Source organism: Mycobacterium yunnanensis, from assembly GCF_025823185.1.
Classification (GTDB): Bacteria; Actinomycetota; Actinomycetes; order Mycobacteriales; family Mycobacteriaceae; genus Mycobacterium; species Mycobacterium yunnanensis.
On sequence record NZ_JACKVK010000008.1, the window covers coordinates 943,038 to 958,627 of the forward strand.

Consider the following 15,590-nt stretch of genomic DNA (forward strand, 5'->3'; position numbering starts at 1 on the left):
CTCCGCCCGCACCGGTTCTCACGGCTGAGTCAGCGCAGCGGGTCGCCGCGCCAGAGGAAGCTGTTGACGTATTTACCCATGTCGAGGGCTATCTGCAGATTGGCCGCCGACGGTTTGCCGGAACCGAAGTCGGGCCCGAACGCGTGATACGGACCGACCGCGCCAGCGACCAGGGCGAGGTCGTTCTTGATCGCGACCATGACGACCAACCGCATCCGGCTGTAACTGGCGTTGGAGCCCTGGGGCCAGCAGTCGGCGACCAGGCCGTAGCCCGGTTGGTATCCGACCATCGCGTTGGGAATCTCGTAGGCCATCTTGGTGTCCGGAAAGGTCTTCTTGACCAGCGCGTTGGCGATGTCCTTCGGCGTGCGGCCGCCGGCGGGCTCGCTGAACAACCGCAGGGTGCCGCCGTCCCCTGCGAGGAGGTCGGCGGTGACGCCGTGGTCGCCGGTGGTGACGTTGTAGGCCGTGCCCTCCGCTGGATAGGCGACGGAGAATGCGCCGTCGGGCGCGGTGTATCGGGGGTTGACCGTCACCGGAAGGCCCAGCGGCGGCCGCCCGCAGTCCGGTGGGCACACGTACCGGGCGGACGGTTTCTCCAGGGCGCCCGACATGGCGACCAAGCCCGCGGCGACCAAGCCGATGGCGGCGACCCAGACGACGAGGAGTCGGCGGTGCGAGGTCTTGTGGAGCGCCGGCGCGGTGTAGGTACCCGCGTGGGTGGAGTAGCCCTGGACGATCGTGGTCATGCGTCGTCGGACCCGGTTTCGTCCTCGGCGTCGACCCGCACGGGCCTGGTGTCACGCCGGGCTTGTCGGGATGACCGTGACGACGCCCGGGTGGCGGCTCCGCACGCCACGCAGAACGCCATGTCGGGCACGACGTGTCCGCAGTGCGGGCACAGCAGCGGGTGGTCGGACAGGATTTCGTCGTGCGCCTCGTGCAGCAGCGCCAGATGCAGGCCGACGCGCAGTGCCAGCAATGCGGCCGCGGCCACGGCGAGATGCAGGGTGAGCTGCAGCAGCTGGGGCATCCTGGCCACGTCGACGAGGCCGAGACCGGCGTAGAGCACGAGGACCACCAGCGCGAAGACCGCCACCACGAGGCGGACGTAGTTGCGGTGCTGGTGCTTCTTGTTCTCCGGGCGGGTGAACCAGAGCGCCGTGCCGATCAGACCGCCGACGGCTGCCGCGGTCAGCGGCACGGCGATTCCGCGAATGCCGGCCTCGACGATCAGCCCGTTCATGGGTCGCGACCTGGCGATCATGCCGCCCGCGAATTGTGGTGACAGCCGGGTCATCTGGGCCGCGGCGGTGAACATCAGCGCACCGAGTGCGCCGATGGCGAAGCCGTCGAGGGCTTCTCGCGATCCGGGCCGCACCAGTCTCACCACCACGACGGGGACGAGCATCAGAACGACCCCGCCGATGGGGACGCCGAGTCCGTCGCGCAGGATGCGGGATCCGGCAATGCCCATGCCCAGGCCGACGTCGTAGGCCTGGGCGACGACGGCGCCGGTGAGCAGCACCCACCCCACACCCAGGCCGATGCCCAAACCCGCAGTGGCGACCAGGGTTCCGGTGGGCACGTCGTCGTAGACGTCGGACTCTTGCAGATAGATCAGGAACAACAGCGGCAAACCCAGTGCGGCGACGGTGATCAGCGCGGCCGGCAGCCGAAGGATGCTGGTGGCCAGCAGCGCGCCGAAGATCACCAGGAGGCCGACGAGGAACGGCATGCGGGATCCGGGGGACAGGTGGGGGAACAGCGAGCTGACGATGTTGGGGCGGAAGAGGTGTTCCCGTGGTGACGCACTGTAGGCGGTGGCCCGCAGCCACCCTGGCCCGCCGGCGTCGTGCTCGCTGAGGGGAATGCCGCACAGTCCGCAGAATTCGCCTTCGGGTACCTCGACCTTGCACACCTGGCACTCGACCATGCCCGGAGTGGGGCTGCCGACGTCGCTCTCGGTACTCATGCCTCGGTCCTCACTGGATGATCCTCTGGATGGTCAGCAGATTGCGGGCGAGGTTGTCGACGTCGGGGGTGCCCAGGCCGCTCACCAGGTCGTAGCCCGGTCCCGCGGTGTCGACGGCATTGCCGCCCAGTGTCACGTCCCGGAAGGCGGGCAGGGGCGCGCCCTGGGCCATCCGGTACAGCAGTGGGTTGATGTCGCCGATCTCGCGACCGCCGTTCTCCTTGAGGAATTGGGTCATCACCGCGGTCAGTCCCGCCCAGATGGGTGCCGACTGCGAGGTGCCGCCGCCGACGACGTTGTCGCCGTTGAGCACGATCTTCACGCCGGTGAAGGGGTCGGCGACGGCGGAGATGTCGGGTGTCAGTCGCTTGCCGGTGTTGCGGTCGGCGGGAATCTGTCCCGAGGCGACCTGCTGCCACGGCGGCCGGTCGAACAGTGTCGAGACGCCGCCGCCGGTGCCTTGGGACAGCGGAACGTCGAACCAGGCCTGCTCGGCGAGCCACTTGCCCTTGGCGTCGGTGGACAGGGTGGTGCCGCCCACGCTGGTCATCTCGGGAAGGGAGGCAATGGAATCCAGGCCGACGTCGGCCGGTCCGGGTGGGGAGTCCCAGTCGTCACCGCCCTTGCATTCCAGGCCGGCGAGATCGCCGCTGGCGTTGAATGCCGTGGTGCCGTTCTCGTGGGCGTCGACGAGTGCGGAGCGCACCGGCTCCAGATCCGCTGCGGTGAGCAGCTTGTCGCACCCCCAACCGATCGAGAGGCTCCAAATGGCGCCGGGGAATTGGCGATTGGTGTCCTCGAGCATCTGTCCGATCTTCTGGAACGCACCGTCCCCCTGGACGGTCGGGCGGGCGTTGACGACGACCAGCTTGGCGTCGGGCGCAATCGCGTGGGCGACTTCGAGATCCATGGTGGTCTCGCCGTACGGCTCCTTGAGTTGGTCGCCGACGACGGTGGGGGTGAACGTGGGAAGTGCGTTCTGGGTGGAAAAGGTGTCGAGGTCGGACTGGGCGAACCCGTTGAACGCGAAGATGACGATGGTGGTGCCCTTGCCGGTGAAGCCGCTACGCGCCAGGCCTGCCGCGTTGTAGGTGTTGAGCAGGGCGTCGGGCGTCAGTCCGCGGTCGGGAACGTCGAGGGGCACGAAGTCGGGCCGCGATTCGTGATGTGGTGTGTAACTGAGGATTCGGCCCAACTGTCGCACTTCCCCCTGGAGCGGCCCGGGGACCTGCGGCTGCTGAGGTGAGGCGTAGAACTGCTGTCCGCGTTGACCGCGATAGTCGTGGACCTCGACGGCGAAGGCGGCCGCCACGTGGTCTGGCGGACCCTCCAGCACGGCCCAACTGTCGTCGTCTCGCCATTGCACGGCGAGGCCGTGATGGCTCGCCCAGTCCATCAGCGCCGCGGGACGACGGTCGTCGCGCAGCATCGCGGTGAGTTGGACGTGCTCGTCGTGGGACGGTCCCAGGTCAACGGAGGCGGCCAGCAGGGAGGCGAACGGTCCGTCGATGACGTTGGGCGACTGGGTGCCCGGGGTGACTCTCAGGTCGGAGGCCAGGGCCAGCACGGCGAGCATGATGACGGGCAGCAGCCAGGGCCAGGTCGTGGAGTGCCTGGTTCGTGAGGCTGTCATGATGCCGTCCTCACTAATCCCCGAATTGCCAACGCTCGTCTTCGGCGAATCGCGTGGCGATTCCGCGGCGTCCGGGGTGCTTGACGCGCGCACCAGCCCCATTCCGAAGCGGGTTCCGGTGCCAAAACTCTAGCTGACCACGGGTGTGGGCACCCGGCTATTTCACTGGGGGCGTAGTGGTGCCTTCCCGTCGGGGTCGACTGCTTGACGGTGTCGGTGGGTGAGTGTTTACTCGTCCAATCGAACATATTTTCGAATGAGGTAACGAGTCGGATGGTGCGGAAGGTGTTCTCGTGGCAGTCGTGATGGATGTGACTCAGTCCGGGAAAAGCCGTGCTGAACAGGTCGAACACCTCCGGCGCAAGATGGCCGAGGTGTCGGGACGCACGTCGCCCACGGCGGGTTCGACGCACCGCGGTTCCATGCCATCCCGGGCCTCGATTCCGGCCTCGGAAAATTTGCTGCCAGTACCGGAATCGCTGTCGGAACTGCTTCCGGACTCGTTGCCCAGGGGTTCGGTCGCGGTGCTGTCGGGGGCCCGTTCCCTGTCGCTGCGATTGGTGGCCGCGGTGACGGCGGCCGGTGGCCATGCGGCGATCGTGGGTCAGCCACACGTGGGCCTGCTCGCCGCGGTGGAGATGGGCGCCGATCTGAGCAGGCTTGCGGTCATCCCCGACCCGGGTGCCGATCCGGTGGAGGTGGCCGCGGTGCTGATGGACGGACTGGATCTGGTGGTGCTCGGTCTGGGCGGCCGGTCGGTCGCACCGACCAGGGCGCGGGCGGTGACGGCCCGGGCGCGGCAGAAGGGATGCACCCTGCTGGTCGTCGACGGCGACTGGCACGGCGCCTCGGCACGAATGGAGTCCAGGGTCAGCGGCTTCGAGGTCACCGGTGCGGGTACCGGCGCGCCCGTGCCGGGATGCGGACGAATAAACCGGGTGCGGTTGACCACCAAGGCCTCAGGTCGCTGCGTCGGTCTCGCCCGAGTAGCGGGCGGATGACGTGCCGGGCCGAGTGCTGGCCATCTGGTGCATGGACTGGCCCGCGGTGGCCGCTGCGGCCGCGACGGGTCTGCCGGCGACCGATCCCGTCGTGGTCACCCTGGCCAATCGCGTCGTGGCGTGTTCGGCGTCGGCGCGTGCGGCCGGTGTCCGCAGGGGGCTGCGGCGTCGGGAGGCCCAGGCGCGCTGCCCCAGTGTCCACGTGGTCACCGCCGACCCCGGCCGCGACGCCAGGCACTTCGAGGGCGTGACGGCGGCCGTCGACGAGGTCGTGCCCCGGGCGGAGGTGCTGCGGCCCGGCCTGCTGGTGGTGTCGGTGCGAGGTGCGGCCCGCTACTTCGGGTCGGAGCAGTCGGCCTCGGAGAAGTTGGTCGACGCGGTCGCCGCGGCGGGCGCGGAGTGTCAGGTCGGCATCGCCGACCAGTTGGCCACCGCGGTCTTCGCCGCGCGGGCCGGGTGCATCGTCGAACCCCACGGCGACGCCGCCTTTCTCGCGGCCTTGTCGATCCGGCAGTTGGCCACCGAGCCGAGCTTGTCGGCACCGGGTCGTGACGACTTGGCCGACCTGTTGTGGCGCATGGGAATTCGCAGCATGGGGCAGTTCGCCGCCCTCTCCCGGACCGACGTGGCCTCCCGGTTCGGCGCCGATGCGGTCTCGGCCCACCGGTTCGCCCGCGGGGAGTCCATGCGCGGGCCCTCGGGTCGGGACACGCCGCCGGAGCTCGACGCGGTCATGGACTGTGACCCGCCGGTGGACCGGGTCGACGCCGCCGCCTTCGCCGGCCGCTCGCTGGCCGGCGAGTTGCATCGTCGGTTGGAGGCGGCGGGGGTCGGCTGTACGCGGTTGGGCATCCACGCGGTCACCGCCAACGGTGAGGAGATGCACCGGGTGTGGCGGTGCGCCGAGCCGCTGACCGAGGATGCCACCGCCGACCGGGTGCGCTGGCAGCTCGACGGCTGGCTCAACCGTCGGCGCGACGGCGGTCAGACGGGGCTGGGTGGCCCGATCACGATGCTGCGGCTGCACCCGGTGGAGGTGGTGTCGGCCTCGGCGTTGCAGCTGCCGCTGTGGGGTTCCTCCGGTGACGACGACCGGTTGCGGGCCCGCCGGGCGCTGGTCCGTGTGCAGGGATTGTTGGGGCCGGACTCGGTGCAGGTTCCGGTGCTCAGCGGCGGCCGTGGCCCCGCCGAGCGCATCACCTTCACGCCACTGGGTGACGAACCCGTGCCCCGGGCCGACCCGGGACAGCCCTGGCCCGGGCAGCTCCCCGAGCCGTCACCGGCCGTCCTGCTCGACGATCCGGTGGAACTGCTCGACGCCGAGGGCAATCCGGTTCGGGTGACGGGGCGGGGGTTGTTCTCGGCGGATCCGGCGCGGCTGACCGGGGACGGTCGCGAACCGGGCCGGTTGAGGTGGTGGGCCGGTCCGTGGGCGGTGGACGAGAGGTGGTGGGACCCGCAGGAGTCGGGCAGGGCCGGGCGGACGGCGCGGGTGCAGGTGTTGGTGGAGGAACCCCGGGGTCGGGGAGATGTCGTCGACCGGGCGATGCTGCTGTGTTACCGGCAGCGGCAGTGGTTTCTGGAGGGGGTCTACGAGTAGGGATTGGCGTAACGGTTGTACACAATTGAATTGTGAGCTACGGTTCGGACATGGCGGTCTTGAGCCTCGATCAGCACCTGTGCTTCGCCCTCTACTCGGCGTCACGGGCGATGACCGCCGCGTATCGACCGGTCTTGACGGAGATGAACCTCACCTACCCGCAGTACCTGGTGCTCCTGGTGCTGTGGGAGGCCGCCGAGGCCTCTGACGACGCGGGTCCAGGCGGCGCGGCCGGGGTCACCGTGAGCCACCTCGGCGAACGTCTGCACCTCGACTCCGGAACGCTCTCCCCATTGCTGAAGAGGTTGGAGGCCAACGGATTCGTCAGCCGCCGGCGATCGCAGGCCGACGAGCGGCTCGTCGAGGTCACCCTCACCGAGAGCGGACTCGAGCTGCAGGCGCGCGCCCAGTGCATTCCCGAGAGCCTCTTCTCCTCCACCGGCATGACCGAGGGCGACGCCGCAAATCTGCGCGACGCGGTACGGCAGCTTGCCGACGCGCTCACCGCGTCGTCACGGGGTCCTCGAACCACCCAGGAATGACCCACGGGCCAGTCAGGCCCGCACTAGGAAGGAATCACGATGAAGACCTTGTACACCGCAGAGGCGTTGGCCACCGGCGAGGGCCGCGACGGGCAGGCCAGGAGCTCCGACGGCCGGCTGGACTTTCAGCTGGCCATCCCCAAGGAAATGGGCGGCAGCGGCAACGGCACCAATCCCGAGCAGCTGTTCGCCGTCGGGTACGCCGCGTGCTTCCACTCGGCCTTGCGGCTGGTTGCCCGGCAGGAGAAGGCAGACGTCTCGGATTCGACCGTGGGCTCGCGGGTGTCGATCGGCACGCTCGACAACGGCGGCTTCGGCCTCGCGGTCGAACTGGAGATCACCCTGCCCAACGTCGACCACGCCACCGCCCAGGCTCTGGCGGAGAAGGCCCACCAGGTGTGCCCCTACTCCAACGCGACCCGCGGCAACATCGACGTCACCCTCGTCGTGACCGACGACTGACGCTCACCCCAGGGCGGCGGCGAAGGGCCCCACCCGCGTGATGAACCGGTCGAAGAACACCTCCGGGTCGACGCCAACTCCGATGTGCGCGTTGAGGTGTCGACCCCAGTGCCCCCGCCAGTCGGCGACCGTCATCCCGCGGGTCAGGGTGCCCGTCAGTTCCACGTCCACCGTCGCCTGCCGGTAGGTCACCAAGTCGGGGTCCAAGGCGACCGCGGCGGCCAGCGGATCGTGAAGGTGGGCCAGATAGCCCTCGCCCTGATCGAAGTGGAACTCGAAGTAGAAACGCATCGCGTCCTCGAGCACGCGGATCAGCGGATTGGCCGCCGCCGACCTGGTCCCGCGGTCGTCGAGCACGCTCATGGGAGTGGTGGCCGACCCGGCGGCCGCCGCCAGTCGGCTGAGGATCGCCGGTGTCATCATGGCGTGCTCGGTCAGGTTGAGCCCCAATACGATTGGCAGATGGGCGGGTTCGTCGAGCCCCCACGCGGCACCCCACACGGTGAACACCTCCGAGCCCGACTCGGGGTCCACGCTGATGTTCCATTCGGCCACCGGGGTGGTGTTGCCGCGGTAGTCGAATGCGCCGCCCATGATGACCAGACGCCGAAGCAGTCGGGGCAGGCCCGGCTCGATGCGCATGGCGAGCGCCAGGTTGGTCAGAGGTCCGGTGACGAGGCCGACCAGCTCACCCGGGTGCTCGCGGGCCGCCCGGACCCATGCGGTGGCCGCGTCGTAGTCGGTGAGCCGGAGATCCCCGACGGGTAGCTGCGCATACCCGAGTCCTTCCGGGCCGTGGGTGTCCTCCGCGGTGCGCAGGGGAGTGGCCAGCGGCCGCTCGGAACCCCTCGACACCGGGATGTCGTCGACCCCACACAAGGCCAGCAGTCCGAGGTTGTTGACGCAGACCTGGTCGACGGGAACGTTTCCCGCGGTCGAGGCGATGCCGACGATGTCGGCGTCGTCGCTGGCGAGCAGGTAGGCCAGCGCCATCGCGTCGTCCACACCGGTGTCGACGTCGGCAAAGACGGGCACGCGCGTCGTCACGTTCGAACCCGTACCCACACCGTTCGTCACACCGCCAACCCTAGGGCGGGGGGTTCACCAATGCACACCAGGTACCAGTCGAACGGCCCTCTTGATCGGGCCCGGGGTCCGCAGATGGACGAGCCCTGGACCCAGCACGCGTGCGGGCCGTCTCGGCCGTCGCGCCGGCGGGTGACCCGTCCGGTCGTCGGATGGGGTCGCCACACCGCGCGCGGCCGGCGAATCGGGATAGCCGAGATACAACTGGTGCAGGATGCGCCTAGACAAACCCGGGGCGACGTAGTGCCCGACCTCGGCCAGCGTGCCGACCGGCGTGTCGATCCGGGCGGGTTTGTCGACGAGTCCGCGGATCACCATCGCCGCGGCGTGGTCGGCGGTGATGGCCGGCATCGGGTTTAGCTTGCGCGACGGCGCGATCATCGGCGTCTTGACCAACGGCATGTGGATGCTCGTGAAGGTTATGTGGTCCGAGAGCGTCTCGCTGCCAACCACTTCGGCGAACGAGTCCAGTGCTGCCTTGCTCGGGACGTAGGCGCTGTACTTCGGGCTGCTGGCCTGTACGCCCGCGCTCGAGACGTTGACGACGTGCCCGAACCGACGTGCGCGCCAGTGCGGCAGCAGCGCAAGCACCATCCGCACCGACCCGAAGTAGTTCACCGCCATCACGCGTTCGTAGTCGTGCAGCCGGTCGGTCGACGCCGACACCGACCGCCGAATCGAGCGACCCGCGTTGTTCACCAGGTAGTCGACGTGACCGAAACGCCCGAGGATGTCCTTGACGGTGTGCTCCACCGACGCCGAATCGGTGACGTCACAGGTGAATGCGTAGGCCTCGCCGCCCGCGTCGCGGATCTCGGCAACCAACTCGTCGAGCGCCTCGGCGTTGCGTGCCAACGCGAACACCCGACCTCCGCGTTCGGCGACCGCGATCGCCGAGGCCCGACCGATGCCACTGGACGCGCCCGTGATGACGACGTGCCGACCCACCAGTGCTCCGGCGGGGTCGTCGCGGCGGGCGCGGTCCGGGTCGAGGTGCCGGGCCCAGTACCGCCACAGCCGTGGCGCGTACGACGCGAACTCCGGCACCCGTATCCCGGTGCCCTGCAACGCCTCCACGGCGTTGTCGGAGGTGAACGTTGGCGCCAGGGCGACGACGTCGAGGACCTCCGCGGGGATGCCCAGCTGGGTGGCGGCCATGTTGCGCAGCACCTTGGCGCGCCCGGTCGCCGCTAGGACTGGAGCCGCGAGCGATCCCGGCAACGAGCCGCGCAACGGGGGCAGGCCTGCTTCCTTCGCGACGCCGCGGTAGATGTGCTTGAGCCCCATGGACTTCGGTGCCGTCAGGTGGAACGTCTGGCCGTCGCGGTCGGGGACGTGCATGATCGCGACGACGGCTTGGGCGACGTAGTCGACGGGCACGACGTTGGTTCGTCCGGTGTCGGGCAGCATGATCGGCGTGTATCGGGGCAGCGCGGCCAACTTGGCGAGCAGTCCGAAGAAGTAGTACGGGCCGTCGACCTTGTCCATCTCGCCGGTACGGGAGTCGCCGACGACGACGGCGGGCCGGTAGATGCGGTACCGCAAGCCGGGTGCTGCCCGCACCAGCATCTCGGCCTCGAACTTGGTCTGGTGATACGGCGTCGGCAGGTCCTGCGCGACGTCGAAGTCGTCTTCGGTGAACACGCCGGGGAAGGTGCCGGCCACCGCGATCGACGACAGGTGGTGCAGGGTGGCGCCGACCCGTGACGCCAGGTCGACTACGGCCTTCGTGCCGTCGACGTTGGCGGCCCGTTGGGACTCGTCGTCTGCCGTGATGTCGTAGACGGCGCCGCAGTGCACGACGTGGTCGACGGACCCAAGTTGGGCGACGTCGGCGTCGGTGAGGCCCAGGTCGGCCGAAGTGAGATCTCCGACCAAGGGTTTCACGCGCTCGCCCCAGTCGACGGCGAGCCGCTCGAACCGCGACAGCGACTCGCGGCGCACCAAGACCCAAACCTCACCGTCGTCGTGTTTGGCCAGGATCTCCGACACGATGCGGCGGCCAATGAACCCGGTACCGCCGGTAACGACATAGCGCATGCGAGCCATGGTCGCCCTAGTTTCGGCAAAGGTCAACCATGAGTTCTCAGCAGCGGCCAGGGACCGGATGTCAGACCAGGTAGTAGAGCGGATCCTCGCCCCGTTCGACCGGGACGGCTCGAGGGCTGGGTTCGTCGAGCCCGAGTCTGGTGCGGGCGTATCGTACCGCGCGGAGGGTGGCCGAGTACTCCTGGTCCTCCTCGGGGAACACCTGCTCGGCCGGAAACCATTCGTGGAACCCGATGTTGCTCAACACCTTCAGCGTGTCGGGCCGAACCCCTGCGAGCAGGATGGTGGCGCCGTGGCCGTTCTCCTCGCGGAGGAAGTGTTCGAGACGCTCGATGCACACGGCGTCGGGATCGCGTACCCGCTTGAGGCGCAGGATGACGAACTGGACACCGTCGTCGTGGATGCGGCTCCTCAGGGCGTCGAAGTAGCGGTCCAGTTCGGGGGCTGCGCCGAAGAAGAACTCGCCTTCGAGGTCGACGATGACGGTCCGCGGGTCTGCCGGATCGTCCGGAAGGCGTTCGCGTACGACGCGTTCCGGGGTGATCGTCAGTTCGGCGGCTTTCAGCTTCGCCGCGCGCGGAACGAACAACAGGATCGACAGCGCGATGCCGAGCAGCACGGCCTTGTCCAAATCCCACAGCACGCCAGCCAGCGCGGTGATCACGACGAGTCCGGCGTCGTATCGCGAAGCCTTCACCGTCGCGCGCAGCCGCCGGAAGTCGACGAGGCGCACAGCGGTGACCAGTAGCAGCCCTGCCAGCGCGGCCGTCGGAACGTAGTGCAGCAGCGGTGCGAACAGGAGGAGTGCGATTGCCACCGTAGCGGCAGAGACGATGCCGGAGAATCGGGTCGCGGCACCCGCCTGAAAGTTGATGGCCGACCGGGACAGCGAACCCGACCCGGGGACGGCCTGGAAGAATCCGCCGGTGATGTTGGCCAGCCCCTCGGCGAGGATCTGGCGGTTGTAGTCGATCTTCTGGTGCGACTGATGGGCGATCGCCTTGGCAATCGACAGCGCTTCGATCAAGCCGATGAAGGCGATCGCCAACGCGCCTTCCGATAGTTGCGCAAGCGAGCCGACGTCCAGTGCCGGGATGTGCGGCGTGGGAAGGCTTTGCGGAACTTTGGCGGCGACCGCGACCGCGGACTTGCCGTCGGCTCCGGGGATCGACCAGCCCGCCAAGAACGCGATGAGGCCGGTGACGATGAGTACGCTCAGCAGGTCGACCTGCGGCCAGCCGAACCGCGTGACCAGCCTGCGGAGGGCGACGGCCACCACGATCGCGGTGACGCTCAACGACACCGCCCGAAGATTGATCCCGTCGCCGTGAAACAGGGTGAGGTAGAGGCGATGCAAGACCTGCATGTTGCCGTTGCCCTTGTCCTTCAACCCAATTGCGTTGCCGATCTGTCCGACGGCGAGCAGGAACGCCGCCGCCAGCATGAACCCGATGATCACCGATTCGGAGATGTAACGAGTCAGGTCACCGAGTTTGAAGACTGCGATCAATATCTGGATGGCACCGACGAGCACGCCGAGGATGAACAGTGCCTCGAACAGCGCCGTGCGATTCTCGGGGTCGACGAAGGCCAACGAGCTGAACACCAGCAACGAGATGGCGCTCGTCGGCCCGTTGATCAGGTGCGAAGAGGAGCCGACGATCGACGCGACCGCCGTCACCACGATGGCCGAATACACGCCGTACTTGGGGTCGACTCCCGCAATCAACGCATACGCGATGCCCTGTGGCAGTGCGACGGCAGCGACCGTCAACCCGGCGACCAGATCGCTCCTGCCCTTGGTCCACGAGTAGTCCCGTATACGACCCATCTGCCTAGCCTCCCCGGCCGTTGGGAACGATGCGTCCCGGCGCCGCGGGCGCCGACGCGGCGACGACGTCGTAGATTCCGTTGTCACCAAAGAATCGTTGCTTGGCGTCGTCCCAGTCCCTGGCGATTGCCGTGACGGGGAACAGCTCGAGATTCGGCAGTCGATCGAGGTGCTTGGCCAGGATGGCGGGATTGACTGGCCGATAGCCGAATTGGGCGAACAACTCCTGTGCGGGATCGGTGAAGAGGTATCGCAAGTAGGCTTTGGCGTCCGCGGCGGTCTCGGGGTCCTCGTCGTTGGCGTCGACCCAGGCCACGGCGGGCTCGGCCTTGATGCTCGTCGGCGGATAGACGATCTGCAGCTCACCCTTGCTGTCGGCGACCTCCCGCAGCGCTTCGTTCTCCCACGTCAGGTGGACGTCGCCCACCTGTTGGACGGAGTAGCTCGTCGCCGAACTCCGCGCGCCCGCATCGAAGACGGCCACGTGCCGATAGAGCTGCTCGAGGTAGTCCAACGCTTGCGCCGAGCTGCCGCCCCTGGTGGTGACCGAACCCCACGCCGCGAGGAAGCTCAACTGGCCGTTGCCGGACGTCTTCGGGTCGGGCGTGACGACGGAGACGCCATCCTTGACCAGGTCGGGCCAGTCGTGGATGTCCTTGGCGTTGCCCTTTCGGACCACGAACACGATGGTCGACGTGTAGGCGATCGAATCGTGGGGCAGCCGCTTCTGCCAGTCGGGCGCGATGAGCCCACGCTTCTGGAGGGCGTCGACGTCGCTCACGAGCGCGAATGACACGACGTTCGCCTTCTCGGAGCCGTCGATGACGCCACGCGCCTGCCGCCCGGAGCCGCCGTGGGATTGCTTGACGTCCAACGCAATGCCCGTGTGCTCGCGATACTCGGCCACGAACGCCTGGTCGAGGGCGGCGTAGACCTCGCGCGTCGGGTCGTAGGAGACGTTGAGTAGCTGATTGGGCCTGTCGTCGGGAAGGCTGCGCACCGTGATGAGGACCCCGGCCACGACGATGGCGACGACGCCGAGCACGTTGAGCCAGGGGAGGGTTGACAGTCGACGGGCACGTCGAGGCCATTCCTCGGGCGCATCTGTCATTGGCGAATCCCTCGTCGCTCGGCACTCCGGATAGCTGACGTTAGTGAACGGTCGGCGACGCGACATCGCCGAGAATCGCTCTGATTCGAAAGCCGCCCAAACAGCGACTTCACGAGTGTTTCCCTGCGGGGAAAGTACCCGGGGTCGTGCCCCCGATCAGGAGGCGACGCTGAATTCCTCGGCGGGCAACGCATCGGCGGCTATCGCGCGAAGCGTGGACAGAATCAGGGCGATGTTGGGGTCTCCCTGTCTGCCCGCGCGCACCGCCGCATTGATGGTCCGGCCGCCAACGTCGAGTCCTGGCACGACGAGTCCGCTCAGAGCGGCTGGCACCGACAGCCGCGGCACGATCGCCGCGGCGGTCTCGGTGGCAGCAAGATCGCAGATGTTCTGCGCGCCGACGAGCCGGTGCTTGATTTGCGGTGTGAATCCGGCGCCTTCACCCGTGCGCACCACGGCCGCGCCGAGACCCGAGTTCTGCGGACCCGTGATCCACGGGACGTCGGAGAGCGCGATCAGACCGCCGCTCCGGATGCGCAGGTGCAGATCGGTGGGGGCCAGAAGGACCAGTGGCTCGTGGAGCAGGACCTCATTCGCGAGACCGCCGAGTGAGTCGTCGCCAAGGAAGTCGTAATGGCAGGTGATGGCAAGGTCGAGTTGCCCTTGGCGCAGCAGCCGGAGGGCGTCGGCGCTGACCTCCTGTTGCACCTCGATTCGCAGGTTTGGCTCGGTCGCACTCAGCCGCTGCATCAGCGGTGCCGCCAGGGTGGGGATGCCCATGTTGAAGGCCGCGATCGCGACCTTGCCGGTCGTGCCGTCGCGAGTGGCTGCCACCGCACTCATCGCCTCGTCGACGGCGGTGAGAACCTTGCGGGCATGGTCGACGAGGACCTCGCCGCTGCGGGTGAGCCCGAGAGTCCGGCCGTCTCGTCGGAAGAGGATCGCACCGGTCTCCTCCTCGAGGACGCGCAGCTGTTGCGATACGGCCGAACCGGTGATGTTCCTGTGTTCGGCGACGGCGGTCACCGAACCGAGGTCGGCAAGGTCGCACAGCAGGGCCATTCGTCGTAGGTCGAGCACTGCCACCCTCCTCCCCTCCGTGTGGCCCAATCATCGCACCGATGAGACCCGACGAGCTGGCGAGTCCGCCTGGTGGAGCGCCACGGAGCGCGCTGAGCTGTGACGACGCGATGGCGGCGGTAGGAATCAGGACGGATGTAATGCGTGCGGGATCCCCGTTCGGGAAGTTAAGCAGCGCTAAAGGTTTCCGGTAGCCGCTCGGCCTTGTACGTCGGCGTCAGCGATCCGAAGCTGGTGTCACGACGCGCGTACGCCACCACAAGGGAGTCAGCCCATGACCGAACTCAAGGACGCCCACCCGTTCACCGACACCCGGCTGGACGTCGTTCCGCTCGCCGGATACATCGGCGCCGAGATCAGCGGGGTTGACCTGCGCGGCCCACTGGAGGCAAGCGTGGTCGAACAGATCCGCAGCGCGCTGCACCGGCACAAGGTCGTCTTCTTCCGCGATCAGCAGATTGGACACGCCGAGCAGGTCGCGTTCGCTCGACTGTTCGGCAAGGTGACGCCTGCACATCCACACGAGGACAACCCTCCGGAGGGCTTTCCCGAGATCTTTCCCATCGACAGTCGACGTTATGAGGCGAGCCTCGGTCGCAAGCGCACGTCATACGACAACAGTTGGCACACCGACGTCACCGCGCTGGTGAACCCGCCGGCCGCCTCCATCCTGCGGGCACACATCCTTCCGCCCTACGGCGGAGACACGACGTGGACGAATCTCGTTGCGGCCTACGAGAATCTGCCGAAGGACCTCCGAAATTTCGTCGACCAGCTCGACATCAAGCACCAGTTCAACGCGCGCGCGGCCGAAGGCAGCCAGCGCGACCGGAAGGTGCGGGAAGCCAACCTGGTCGCCTGGCATCCGGCGGTGCGCGTGCATCCCGTCACCGGTGAGCGTGCGCTCTTCGTCAGCCCGGGATTCACCAGGGGAGCCCGCGAGATCCGGGGTTTCAGTCCGTCGCAGAGTGAGCGCATCCTGGCCCTGCTGTGGGAGGAGGCGACCCGCACCGAGTACACGGTTCGCTTCCGGTGGGCGCCGGGTAGCGTTGCGTTCTGGGACAACCGGGCGACTGCGCACCTCGCGATCTCCGATGCGGGGCATCTGGATCATGACCGGGTGCTGTACCGCGTCACCCTGGAGGGCGACGTACCGAAGGGCGTCGACGGACGCGAGTCCGAGTTGGTCTCGGGTCAGCCGTTCTACGGCTCCTGACGGT

The 15,590-nt window shown here is 68.1% G+C and carries 12 protein-coding genes and 1 pseudogene; 5 read left to right on the forward strand and 8 right to left on the reverse strand.

Annotated elements, in window-relative coordinates; all coding sequences use genetic code 11:
• Positions 1-29: 29 nt before the first annotated feature.
• The 3 genes from H7K45_RS14550 to H7K45_RS14560 are packed head-to-tail and all read right to left on the reverse strand — an operon-like array spanning position 30 to position 3,608.
• Entirely contained in the window at positions 30-749 is a 720-nt protein-coding gene (locus H7K45_RS14550) for a hypothetical protein (RefSeq protein WP_263996498.1), read from the reverse strand.
• The gene (locus H7K45_RS14555; protein ID WP_263996499.1) at positions 746-1,975 is read right to left on the reverse strand and encodes a zinc ribbon domain-containing protein; all 1,230 of its coding nucleotides are present in this window, start codon (positions 1,973-1,975) and stop codon (positions 746-748) included. Before H7K45_RS14555 ends, H7K45_RS14550 begins: the two co-directional genes overlap by 4 nt.
• A gap of 10 nt (positions 1,976-1,985) precedes the next feature.
• A complete protein-coding gene (locus H7K45_RS14560) occupies positions 1,986-3,608 on the reverse strand; it encodes a S53 family peptidase (RefSeq protein WP_263996500.1) in 1,623 nt (540 codons plus the stop codon).
• 293 nt (positions 3,609-3,901) lie between these two features.
• On the opposite strand from H7K45_RS14560, the gene imuA' reads away from it, so the two are divergent.
• From imuA' to H7K45_RS14580, 4 genes are read left to right on the forward strand one after another with little or no spacing between them, the layout of a single operon-like run.
• Complete coding sequence (gene imuA', locus H7K45_RS14565; RefSeq protein WP_372512545.1) at positions 3,902-4,609, forward strand: DnaE2-dependent mutagenesis accessory factor ImuA'; 708 nt, start codon at positions 3,902-3,904, stop codon at positions 4,607-4,609.
• 31 nt (positions 4,610-4,640) lie between these two features.
• On the forward strand, positions 4,641-6,209 hold the full coding sequence (locus tag H7K45_RS14570; protein WP_263997014.1) for a DNA polymerase Y family protein: 1,569 nt from the start codon (positions 4,641-4,643) through the stop codon (positions 6,207-6,209).
• A gap of 50 nt (positions 6,210-6,259) precedes the next feature.
• Complete coding sequence (locus H7K45_RS14575) at positions 6,260-6,751, forward strand: MarR family winged helix-turn-helix transcriptional regulator (RefSeq protein WP_263996501.1); 492 nt, start codon at positions 6,260-6,262, stop codon at positions 6,749-6,751.
• A gap of 39 nt (positions 6,752-6,790) precedes the next feature.
• The gene (locus H7K45_RS14580) at positions 6,791-7,213 is read left to right on the forward strand and encodes an organic hydroperoxide resistance protein (RefSeq protein ID WP_263996502.1); all 423 of its coding nucleotides are present in this window, start codon (positions 6,791-6,793) and stop codon (positions 7,211-7,213) included.
• Between the two features lie 3 nt (positions 7,214-7,216).
• Here the strand turns inward: H7K45_RS14580 and H7K45_RS14585 are convergent, their stop codons facing one another.
• From H7K45_RS14585 to H7K45_RS14605, 5 genes and pseudogenes are all read right to left on the reverse strand, one after another.
• Positions 7,217-8,248: a nucleoside hydrolase gene (locus H7K45_RS14585; RefSeq protein ID WP_263997015.1), complete on the reverse strand. Its 1,032-nt coding sequence runs from the start codon at positions 8,246-8,248 to the stop codon at positions 7,217-7,219.
• 66 nt (positions 8,249-8,314) lie between these two features.
• Positions 8,315-10,339 (reverse strand): SDR family oxidoreductase, encoded by a 2,025-nt coding sequence (locus H7K45_RS14590; RefSeq protein ID WP_263996503.1) that lies wholly within the window; start codon positions 10,337-10,339, stop codon positions 8,315-8,317.
• Positions 10,340-10,409: 70 nt separating this feature from the next.
• Complete coding sequence (locus H7K45_RS14595) at positions 10,410-12,179, reverse strand: SulP family inorganic anion transporter (protein WP_263996504.1); 1,770 nt, start codon at positions 12,177-12,179, stop codon at positions 10,410-10,412.
• Positions 12,180-12,187: 8 nt separating this feature from the next.
• Positions 12,188-13,290 (reverse strand): annotated as a pseudogene (locus tag H7K45_RS14600) (sulfate ABC transporter substrate-binding protein); the annotation flags it as partial.
• Between the two features lie 156 nt (positions 13,291-13,446).
• A complete protein-coding gene (locus H7K45_RS14605; RefSeq protein ID WP_263996506.1) occupies positions 13,447-14,376 on the reverse strand; it encodes a LysR family transcriptional regulator in 930 nt (309 codons plus the stop codon).
• 268 nt (positions 14,377-14,644) lie between these two features.
• Between H7K45_RS14605 and H7K45_RS14610 the strand changes: the two genes are divergently transcribed.
• On the forward strand, positions 14,645-15,586 hold the full coding sequence (locus tag H7K45_RS14610) for a TauD/TfdA dioxygenase family protein (RefSeq protein WP_263996507.1): 942 nt from the start codon (positions 14,645-14,647) through the stop codon (positions 15,584-15,586).
• Positions 15,587-15,590 lie beyond the last annotated feature (4 nt).

What these genes read in the sequence shown, in the direction of transcription:
- H7K45_RS14590 (WP_263996503.1), bottom strand. Translation starts at nt 10,339, where the DNA reads ATGCGCTATGTCGTTACCGGCGGTACCGGGTTCATTGGCCGCCGCATC.
- H7K45_RS14555 (WP_263996499.1), bottom strand. Translation starts at nt 1,975, where the DNA reads ATGAGTACCGAGAGCGACGTCGGCAGCCCCACTCCGGGCATGGTCGAG.
- H7K45_RS14595 (WP_263996504.1), bottom strand. Translation starts at nt 12,179, where the DNA reads ATGGGTCGTATACGGGACTACTCGTGGACCAAGGGCAGGAGCGATCTG.
- H7K45_RS14550 (WP_263996498.1), bottom strand. Translation starts at nt 749, where the DNA reads ATGACCACGATCGTCCAGGGCTACTCCACCCACGCGGGTACCTACACC.
- H7K45_RS14570 (WP_263997014.1), top strand. Translation starts at nt 4,641, where the DNA reads ATGGACTGGCCCGCGGTGGCCGCTGCGGCCGCGACGGGTCTGCCGGCG.
- H7K45_RS14580 (WP_263996502.1), top strand. Translation starts at nt 6,791, where the DNA reads ATGAAGACCTTGTACACCGCAGAGGCGTTGGCCACCGGCGAGGGCCGC.
- H7K45_RS14575 (WP_263996501.1), top strand. Translation starts at nt 6,260, where the DNA reads ATGGCGGTCTTGAGCCTCGATCAGCACCTGTGCTTCGCCCTCTACTCG.
- H7K45_RS14560 (WP_263996500.1), bottom strand. Translation starts at nt 3,608, where the DNA reads ATGACAGCCTCACGAACCAGGCACTCCACGACCTGGCCCTGGCTGCTG.
- H7K45_RS14610 (WP_263996507.1), top strand. Translation starts at nt 14,645, where the DNA reads ATGACCGAACTCAAGGACGCCCACCCGTTCACCGACACCCGGCTGGAC.